Source organism: Empedobacter sp. UBA3475, from assembly GCF_002378465.1.
GTDB lineage: Bacteria > Bacteroidota > Bacteroidia > Flavobacteriales > Weeksellaceae > Empedobacter > Empedobacter falsenii_B.
Genome location: NZ_DFRA01000009.1, coordinates 213,736 through 223,102 on the forward strand (window position 1 = coordinate 213,736; position 9,367 = coordinate 223,102).

The 9,367-nt window shown below is 29.4% G+C and carries 12 protein-coding genes; 5 read left to right on the forward strand and 7 right to left on the reverse strand.

Features of this window, described 5'->3' with window-relative positions; all coding sequences use genetic code 11:
- Window positions 1–40 precede the first annotated feature (40 nt).
- Window positions 41–253: a hypothetical protein gene (locus B3I31_RS02980; protein WP_180906652.1), complete on the forward strand. Its 213-nt coding sequence runs from the start codon at window positions 41–43 to the stop codon at window positions 251–253.
- Between the two features lie 58 nt (window positions 254–311).
- Here B3I31_RS02980 and B3I31_RS02985 read toward each other — a convergent pair whose 3' ends face one another.
- From B3I31_RS02985 to lpdA, 3 genes are all read right to left on the reverse strand, one after another.
- Window positions 312–857, reverse strand: coding sequence for a T9SS type A sorting domain-containing protein (locus tag B3I31_RS02985; protein WP_286494925.1), 546 nt, complete (start codon window positions 855–857; stop codon window positions 312–314).
- Between the two features lie 150 nt (window positions 858–1,007).
- The gene (locus B3I31_RS02990) at window positions 1,008–1,157 is read right to left on the reverse strand and encodes a hypothetical protein (protein ID WP_280038151.1); all 150 of its coding nucleotides are present in this window, start codon (window positions 1,155–1,157) and stop codon (window positions 1,008–1,010) included.
- 138 nt (window positions 1,158–1,295) lie between these two features.
- Complete coding sequence (lpdA, locus tag B3I31_RS02995; RefSeq protein WP_286494926.1) at window positions 1,296–2,687, reverse strand: dihydrolipoyl dehydrogenase; 1,392 nt, start codon at window positions 2,685–2,687, stop codon at window positions 1,296–1,298.
- A gap of 90 nt (window positions 2,688–2,777) precedes the next feature.
- On the opposite strand from lpdA, the gene B3I31_RS03000 reads away from it, so the two are divergent.
- On the forward strand, window positions 2,778–3,125 hold the full coding sequence (locus tag B3I31_RS03000) for a hypothetical protein (RefSeq protein WP_219033995.1): 348 nt from the start codon (window positions 2,778–2,780) through the stop codon (window positions 3,123–3,125).
- Between the two features lie 33 nt (window positions 3,126–3,158).
- Here B3I31_RS03000 and B3I31_RS03005 read toward each other — a convergent pair whose 3' ends face one another.
- Complete coding sequence (locus B3I31_RS03005) at window positions 3,159–4,163, reverse strand: hypothetical protein (protein WP_286494927.1); 1,005 nt, start codon at window positions 4,161–4,163, stop codon at window positions 3,159–3,161.
- 131 nt (window positions 4,164–4,294) lie between these two features.
- Between B3I31_RS03005 and B3I31_RS03010 the strand changes: the two genes are divergently transcribed.
- Window positions 4,295–5,107 carry a WG repeat-containing protein gene (locus B3I31_RS03010; protein WP_221857095.1) on the forward strand — a complete coding sequence of 271 codons (813 nt, stop codon included), beginning with the start codon at window positions 4,295–4,297 and terminating at the stop codon, window positions 5,105–5,107.
- A 35-nt stretch (window positions 5,108–5,142) separates the two neighbouring features.
- On the opposite strand, the gene B3I31_RS03015 is transcribed toward B3I31_RS03010, so the two are convergent.
- The 3 genes from B3I31_RS03015 to prmC form a co-directional block, all read right to left on the reverse strand.
- Window positions 5,143–5,709, reverse strand: a complete 567-nt coding sequence (locus B3I31_RS03015; protein ID WP_219033998.1) for a GNAT family N-acetyltransferase — start codon at window positions 5,707–5,709, stop codon at window positions 5,143–5,145.
- Window positions 5,710–5,763: 54 nt separating this feature from the next.
- Window positions 5,764–6,291: a hypothetical protein gene (locus B3I31_RS03020; RefSeq protein ID WP_286494928.1), complete on the reverse strand. Its 528-nt coding sequence runs from the start codon at window positions 6,289–6,291 to the stop codon at window positions 5,764–5,766.
- 123 nt (window positions 6,292–6,414) lie between these two features.
- The gene (gene prmC / locus B3I31_RS03025) at window positions 6,415–7,239 is read right to left on the reverse strand and encodes a peptide chain release factor N(5)-glutamine methyltransferase (protein ID WP_125350425.1); all 825 of its coding nucleotides are present in this window, start codon (window positions 7,237–7,239) and stop codon (window positions 6,415–6,417) included.
- A 92-nt stretch (window positions 7,240–7,331) separates the two neighbouring features.
- Between prmC and B3I31_RS03030 the strand changes: the two genes are divergently transcribed.
- Together B3I31_RS03030 and B3I31_RS03035 are read left to right on the forward strand one after the other, a co-directional pair.
- Window positions 7,332–7,664, forward strand: a complete 333-nt coding sequence (locus tag B3I31_RS03030; protein ID WP_160279610.1) for a DUF3060 domain-containing protein — start codon at window positions 7,332–7,334, stop codon at window positions 7,662–7,664.
- Between the two features lie 186 nt (window positions 7,665–7,850).
- On the forward strand, window positions 7,851–9,311 hold the full coding sequence (locus tag B3I31_RS03035; protein WP_286494929.1) for a discoidin domain-containing protein: 1,461 nt from the start codon (window positions 7,851–7,853) through the stop codon (window positions 9,309–9,311).
- Window positions 9,312–9,367 lie beyond the last annotated feature (56 nt).

The window sequence follows — 9,367 nt, forward strand, 5'->3', positions numbered from 1 at the left end:
TTATGAAATCTTTATAAATTTGAGTCTAAATTGTAAAGTTATGAGCGAATTGAAATTCAAAACAAATATAAATTGTGACAGCTGTATCAAATCTGTAAAACCTTTTTTGGACGAAGCTGTAGGTAAAGACAATTGGAAAGTTGATACTTCTGATGAACGAAAAGTACTGACTGTGACAACAACCGAAGATGAAGAAGAAGTTGTAGAAGCTGTGACAGATGCAGGTTTTAAGATTCAGAAATTAGAAGAATAAATAAAAGCGATTCAGTAAACTGAATCGCTTTTTTGTTAGATTAACAATATATTCTTTCTTATTTTTTTACTACTTTTTGAGTAGAAGATTTTCCGTTAGAAGTAGTTTTAACTACATACGTCCCTTTAACTAATGAAGAAACATCTACATTTTGAACACCTTTAACTTCGAAAGATTTTACCAATTGTCCGTTAATATTGTAAACTTCTACAATTGTTTTATCTTTTACATTGAAAGAAGCTGTATTTGTCCATAATGTATTAGAAACTGCTTTAGTTAATGTTAAATTATCTGTACTCAAATTTGTACAAACATTTGCAGCCGTTTGTCCATTTCTAGGAGCAGCAGCAGCTACGTCAAAATCATTCTTATTATCATTTGTATCTTGACATCCTTTTAACTTTCTTTGAGCAGAATCAGTATTAGATAAAGCCGCAGTAGGACCAGATCCTTCATATTCATTAGACGTTCCAAAACCTACAAAATCAACGATATCTTTATCTGTTACATCAGTTATTGGATCAACATTAGATACAAGTGCTACTTTACCGTTCATGGCTCCTAATGCAAGAGCTGTAGCAGGAATTTGGTCTGGAGTTGGCAATGCATCTGTTCCACTATTACCTTTAGCTTGTTGAATTAAATAATATTTACCTGGCTGAATTGTAATATCTGCTAATACTTGTGTATTAGCTGCACTAACATTACCTGTAGCAGAAGCATATTGAAGTGAATGACCTTTTAATGTAACAGCTTAAGAGCCTCTATTAAACAACTCAATAAAATCATGCGTATATTTTGCGCCCGAATTTCCTCCTCCACCATAAACTTGACTAATCACAACTTGTCCAAATGATAAAGAAGATAATGCAGTAATTACTACTAAAGAATAAAATTTTTTCATATTATATCTGTTTTTAAATTATTATTATAAAGATAGTTAAAAAACAAATTCAATATACATAACGCAAAAAATTAACGATTTGGTAAAATAAAAAAGCAGCCAAAAGGCTGCTTCAACTATAAATTTTAAATTTATTTCTTAGATATGAATTGCATGTCCATATGCATCTTCTACCGCTTCCATAATAGCTTCTGCCATTGTAGGGTGCGCGTGAACAGATTTCATAATTTCATGTGCAGTAGTTTCTAATTTACGGGCTACAACTGCTTCTGCAATCATTTCAGTAACTCCATCACCAATCATGTGACATCCTAACCATTCACCATATTTCGCATCAAAAACTACTTTTACAAAACCATCAGCAGCTCCGTTTGCAACAGCTTTACCGTTTGCAGAGAATGGGAATTTTCCTACTTTTACTTCGTATCCAGCTTCTTTAGCTTTTGCTTCTGTTAATCCTACAGATGCAATTTCTGGAGAACAATAAGTACAACCTGGGATGTTTCCGTAGTCGATTGGTTCTACTTTTTCACCAGCAATATGCTCAACACATAAAATACCTTGTGCAGATGCTAAGTGAGCTAAATCTGCTCCTTTTACAACATCACCAATTGCATAATATCCTTTTACAGATGTTTCACAAAAATCATTGATAACTATTTTACCTCTTTCAGTTGCAATACCAACTTCTTCAAGACCAATATTTTCTGTATTTGGAACAACTCCTGCTGCTGATAAAACAACTTCTGCTTCAAGAATTTCTTCTCCTTTTGCAGTTTTAATTGTTGCTTTTACTAAATCTCCAGTTGTATCAACTCCTGTAACTTCTGCATTTGTTAAGATATTGATTCCAGATTTTTTAAGAGATAATTGTAATTGTTTCGAAATATCTTCATCTTCAACATTTACAATGCGTGGTAAAAACTCTACAATTGTCACTTTTGTTCCTAATGTATTGTAGAAGTGAGCAAACTCAACTCCAATCGCTCCAGAACCTACAACAATCATTGATTTTGGTTGCTTTTCCATTGCTAATGCACCACGGTAACCAATTACTTTTTTACCATCTTGTGGTAATGCAGGTAATTCACGAGAGCGTGCACCAGTTGCAATAATTATATTTTCTGAAGATAATTCACTAACAGAACCATCTGCTGCAGTAACTTTTACTTTTTTTCCTGGTAAAACTTTTGCTTCACCTTGAATTACTTCAATTTTGTTCTTCTTCATTAAGAATTGAACACCTTTACTCATACGATCCGCCACTCCTCTACTACGAGAAACAACATTTCCAAATTCGAATGAAATATCTGAAGGTAAGTTAATTCCAAAATCTTCTGCATGATTTAAGTATTTGAATACTTGAGCAGATTTTAATAAAGCTTTTGTAGGAATACATCCCCAGTTAAGGCAGATTCCACCTAATTCAGCTTTTTCTACGATTGCTACTTTTTTACCTAATTGTGCTGCTCTAATTGCTGCAACGTATCCTCCAGGACCACTTCCAATAACTATAATGTCGTAACTCATTTTTTCCATAATTTGAATGCTAATTTAATAATTATAACCCGAAAAAAAAGGAATTCCTTAAAATAGATTAAAATTTCTTACTTTTGCACTGTGAAAATATTCTTTGAAAATTACGCTGACGACTTACAGGTCGAAACTGAATTACCTTTAGAAGGTAGTTTATCACAAGCTATTGAGATTTTTCATAACCTACCTGATTATGACGGAAGTTATATTGGTTTGATGAATCAAGATGGGAATACTGTTCAGATTTCGAAATATGATCGATTTTTATTTTTAGTAGAAATCCCTGTTTACCAAGAACAAGCTTCATATTCAGTATTATTTACTTATTTTCAAGTAATGCAATTATTAGAAGATTTATACAAAGGATTTGATCCTTATAACATAAAAGGATTGAAATTTGAACAGTATTTAACAAAAAAAGCAACGAAATAATCGTTGCTTTTTTATTTTTATATTATTTAGATTTTACTGCCAAATATATTTCTCACCTAAACTTAACGTTGATTTCATCACATATTTTCCTTCCTCATTTTTTTCAGTTAATACTAAAATAGGATAATATTCACCTGCGGGAACCAATTTTGTGATATTTGTAGTAAAATTTAGCTTTTCAATTTTAGTAAAAGCAGAAATTGGTGAAACATCTAGATTTAGAAGTTCAAATCCATCTATTTCTTTAATTCCTGTTATATTTTGATTTGAAAAATATACCATTAATTTTAAGTCATTTGTAGGTTTATAATCTAAATTCTGTATAGAATTATCAACTCCACCAATTGTAACCATCAACGAATTGAAATCAATTTCTAATTTCCAACCTCCAACTAATTTTAGTTTTTTATTTACATTCGCTATGTTCAAAGAACTTTCTACAGGTGTATATATATCAGATAAAGTAGCGTCTATATTCTTTGTAGAAGCTAAAGTATTAGCATCTGTAACCTGAGGTAATTCTACATTCTTTACAACTTTATCAATTAAAATATTATTAGATTCTAAAGAAATTTTACTACTCAAAACTTTATAATTCAAAATAGAACCTGATTCTTTTTCTTTCAATAACAAAACTGGTGTATAATCTCCTTGTGCTAATGTTTCAAGATCTGAAGCTTTAAAAGTAATAGTAACGTTATTGAAGCTTGTTCCATTTCCTTCTAACTGCCCTAATTGTGCGTTTGTATTGATTTTATTCGGTAAATTATATAAATCTACAGATGTTTTTGATGGAGCAAAATATAAATCAAGAAATAAAGTCTGACTTGTTTTGTTTAAATAATTTGTCAATTTTCCTCCAGATATTTTATAGTTAGATGTATTTCCATCATTCGAAATTTTCCATACTCCTTCAAAAGAATAGTCTTTATTTATCGTAGTCGGTAAATTAATAATGTTTATACCATCTTGTTGAGCTGTAACAAAACTACTCATTATAATAGTTGCAGTAAAAAATAATTTAGTAAAAATATTCATAGGTTATATTTTAAGCTTTCCTACAAAAGGAAGAATTTAATTTACAAAAAGTGTTTAAAATTGGATTTTTTAATATTTATATACAAACTATTAATTTTTGATTAATTAATTTTACGTCGAATTATAGAATTATGACTAAAATATCACCAAAAGATACAGACCAGTTTGACAATTTTGTTCACAAAGAAACAACAACATTTGAAGATTTAACTGTTTTCGATCGCAACAATTTGGCACCAATATCTATTGATAATCAATTTGGTTTAATAGATAAAGAAGGAAATGTAATTATTCCGTTTCAATATCAAAAACTTGTGCTCACAACTGTTAATGCCTATAGCGCGCAAAAGGAGAATAAGTGGGGAATTATCACAAAATCTAACCAGATTTTGATTCCGTTCGAATATGATTTAACAAGTGATTTTATTGAAAATATTTGTGCTGTAAAAAAAGATGGAAAATGGGGTTTTATTGATTTATTAAATCAAGTTGTGATCCCGTTCGAATATGATGGTTGTACAGATTTTAGAGCTGGTTTAGCTGGAGTTGAAAAAGATGGAAAATGGGGAATGATTGATAAAAATAATCAGTTGATTATAGATTATCAATACGAATATTTAACGCCAGTCGATCAAAATTTTGCCACTTTTGGAGAAGCTACTTCACTAAAAATTGAGCGTCCAGATATATTAGCTTATTTTCCATATTTCTTATCAAAAGAGAATTATTTGATGCATTTTGGTTTAATTTCAACCAAAAACGAACAAATTTTAGGTCCAATTTCTGAATTACCAATTTTAGAAAGTTTCGAGAATCAAGCTGTTATTCGTCAAAATTATCAATTAGGTTACTTAAAAAATGGAAAAGATTTTGTGAAATTTGAACAATTTACAATCGATCCGTACGAAGAAAAAATCTTAACACAATTAGGAGTAATGAAATAAAAAAAGAGCTTTAAGAAAAGCTCTTTTTTTATTATCTATTGTTTTGGTTTATACTGCATATATTCATGATTTTCGCTCATCAACATTTTTTCCCCAACCACTTCAAAACCTTTTCTTTCGTACAATTTCTTTGCATTTGGGTTTGTAAAATCGACCAATAAACCTAATGTTTTGCCTTGCTTATTTCCTATTTCATCAATCAAATAATCCAATATTTTAGAACCTATTCCTTTCCCTCTAAAATCTTCAGAAACTGCAATTGTGTCAATATATATTTCACCTGCTTGTGTTTCATCTTGCGGATGAATAATTTGGTTATAATCATTTTTCAATAATTCTAAAACAGGTTTTCGAAGTTCTTCTAATTTTCCTCCGTCATAAAAAGTTGTTGTTCCAGCAAATTGATTATCATATTCTACAACAACTGTATTTTGATAACTATATTGATTTTCTTCTTGTTCAATTAATTTTTTCAAGAATAAAACTCCTTCTTCATAATCTGTTTTTCCGATAAAATCATAAACGATTTTATCCATCGCTAACATCATCAATCTTGCAATTGATAACGCATCTGTCTTTGTTGCTTCTCTAAAATTTAACATAAAAAAATAGCCTTGAGATTTCTCAAGGCTAAGTTAGCAATAATTATTTTGAAATTATTTCGCTTTTAATTTATCTAACGTATTGTTATATCCTTCTTTTGCTTTTTCTCCAGCTTCTTTCGCTTCTGCTTTCACATCTTTTGCAGCTGCATTGATATCAGCTTTTGCATCTTTTGCAACAGTTTTAATATCTTCTTTTGCTTGATTAGCTTTTGCATCTACTTTATCTACAGTATTATTCACTCCATCTTTTACATCTTGCGCAGCATTATTTACAGCAGCTTTTGCATCAATCCACGCTTTATTAGCATCGTCATAAGCTTTTTGTGCAGCTTCTGTTGCAGCTTTATCACCTTTCGCTTTTGCTTCATCTAAAGCTTTTTTTGCTTCGTCTACTTTCGCTTTTGCATCAGTTTCTGATAATGTAGTTGTTGTAGTTGTCGTTTCTTTGATAACAGTCGTAGAATCATTCGCTAATGAATCTACAGTTACATTAGTTTCAGTTGTTTTTGAAGTTTCTTGTTTACAAGAAGTAGCAAATGATAATGAAGCAACTGCCACTAATACAAATAATTTTTTCATAGTTGTTTTTTTTTATTGTTTTAATAATAGAATCAGTTCTAACAATTTTAATACCAAATTGCGAACGATTATTGAATTAAAATTAAATCTTTTCAGAAAATAAAACAAGATTCTTATAGATAATTATTGATTAGAAGCACTTAGCATACGATCATTTCCAGAAATATCTTTATGAATGATTACATTTTGATAAAATTTTTGAAATAATTGTTTTGTCTCTTTTCCTAAATATTGATTGATTTCACAATAAATTTTACCATTCTCTTTCAAATGATTTTTAGCAAAATCTATTACTCGTTCATAAAAAATTAAAGCATCATCATTTTCAACAAAAAGCGCCAAATGAGGTTCAAAATTCAAAACATTTTGATGCATTTCTTTTTTTTCAAGATTTCGGATATAAGGTGGATTTGAAATAATTACATCAAATTTATGGTTTAATTGAATGTCTTCCAGTAAATTATTGTGATAAAAATTTATATTAACTTTTAAATTTTCAGCATTTGATTGTGCTATTTTCAATGCATTTTCAGAAATATCTAATGCTGAAACATTTGCATTTGGAAATAATTTTGCCAACGAAATAGGAATACATCCTGTTCCTGTTCCTAAATCAATCATAGAAATATCTTGATTTTGAGCATAATCATTTCTAATTAATTCAACCAATTCTTCCGTTTCTGGACGAGGAATTAATGTATGTTCATTCACAAAAAAGAAATCGTTATAGAAAAAAGCTTTTCCAGTAATATGTTGTATAGGTTGACCTTTTTTTAATTGTTCTAAATCTGATAAAATTTCAGTCGTTAATTCAATTTCATCTCGGCTAGATAAATCAAGATTCAACTTATCTTCTACATAAATCATGAAAATATGAGAAGCTTCTTCTTTATCATATAGTAATTGCAATTTATCTAAAAACAATTGTTTTAGCTCAACTAAAGTCATTTTGTTAAATTTTTGTAAAGTTAGATTTTATTAATTGAAAGTGCACGATTCTTGATTTCTAAAAAGTAACCAAAAAAGAAATCACAATGAAAATGAATAAATTATTATGTGCTGTTACGATGTTATTTATTAGTCACCTTTCTTTTGCGCAGATAGAAATTGATGGAAATAATAAAAAACTAACGTTAGATTGTAAGGGACAAAAAGTAGAAGTTGGCGGAAGTGGACATGTGATCAATTTGAAAGGAGATTGTACCAAAGTTGAAATCATGGGAACAAATAATACAATATCTGTTAATGGATTAACTTCTGCTGAATTAGCTGGCGAAGGAAATACATTATATTATCGTAAAGCATTATCTAAAAATGGTAAATTACCTCAAATAATTGAGGGAAATAATAATACAATTATCAAAAAGCAGTAAAAATCTTTTCATTTATTATGTCTTTAATAGTTAGAATCTCTTTCTTAATTGTATTATTAAAGAAAGGGATTCTTTATTTCTTAACATTTCCTTATTTTTTTTTCAAATTGGTTCCTAGCTGATTATAAATAAAATGTATTAATTAACTTGTCTAAACAACAAAATATCAATTAACACAAATTATTTATGAAAAAAAATTACTTCCTACTAAGTATGATTTTACTTGGTATAGATTCTTTTGCGCAGGAATACAAAATGCCCGTTTCTAGTGTTACTTCTAAACAAGAGGCACAAAGTGGTAATGAAGCTACTTTTAGCGCAGATGGTATATTAACGACAATGTACCATTCTAAATGGAATCAAAATGGAATCCCAGATCAATTAGATTTTAGTTTCAACAGTCAAGTTAAATCTATAAAATCCCTTGCCTATTTTCCAAGGCAAACAGGTACTAATGGAATTTGGACAAATGTTGAAATTTTATATTCAACTAAAGGTGATCCAACAAATTTCAAAACAGCGACTACGAGTGCTATAACATGGGCTGGAGATTCTACATCTAAAAAATTTGATTTTGATAAAGAAATTATCAATCCAGCAGTCATTAGAATAAAAGTGAATGCTGCTCTAGGAAATTTCTCGAGTGCTGCGGAAGTTGAGTTTTACTCGTCTGATCAAATTACTCCAATAGCTTCGGAGTGTGTAATACAAACAAATGAGTTCTCAAACTATAAGGATATGAAAGTTTCTCCATTAGTTACAGGTTCGTCAGCATCAAGTTTTCAAACAGGGGAAAACATAGAGCAATCATTTGATGGAGATTACAATACGCTTTATCATTCTAACTACAATTCTACTGAAAAAACTTTCCCTATTTCATTAATTTATGCTTTTGATGGAAACACACCATTAGATTATATGATCTATTATCCAAGAAATGATGGTGGAGTAAATGGTTTATTAGGAAAAGTAAAAGTTAGTTACAATACTATAGCTGACCCTACTTATATTGAAATTTCTACACAAGATTTTACGCAAACAAATGATGTAAGAAATATATCTTTTCCATCACAAATAAAACCTTCTTCTATCAAATTAGAAATTTTAGATGGCAAAGGAAATTTTGCAAGTGTTGCCAAGATGGAATTTTATCAAAAAAATTCAAACAAGTTTGATCAGAAAAAGTATTCAACAATTTTTAAAGATGATTTATTCTCAGAATTAAATTCAGGCGTAAATCAACAAACAATTGATGGAATTACTACATCTCCTTTTGTTAAATCTTTAGCACAATGTTTATTAGATAATAAATACAAAAAAATAGATCGTGTTAACGAACATAAAGCATATAAAACAATAGCTTCTATCAATAAAGAATACAAAATTGGAAATTACAATGCTTACGAAAATCCAACAGGAATAGTTTTTTCGGAAAAAACAACTAGCGTTATGTTTGTAAGTGGTATTCCTTCTGGTGAAAGTGTATATTTACGTGTTAGAGATTCTGCTAACGAAGCAAATGTAACTGATATCTCCTACCCTTTATCAAATGGAATAAATGCTATTGAAATGAAAAATAATGGATTAGGATATATTTCTTATTATTCTGATTCTAATAATCTACCAAATATAAAATTAAATGTGTAATCTTCCCTAAAAAACGGAACGTTTAAAAATATAGTTTATTAACCCGTAGTGCATTT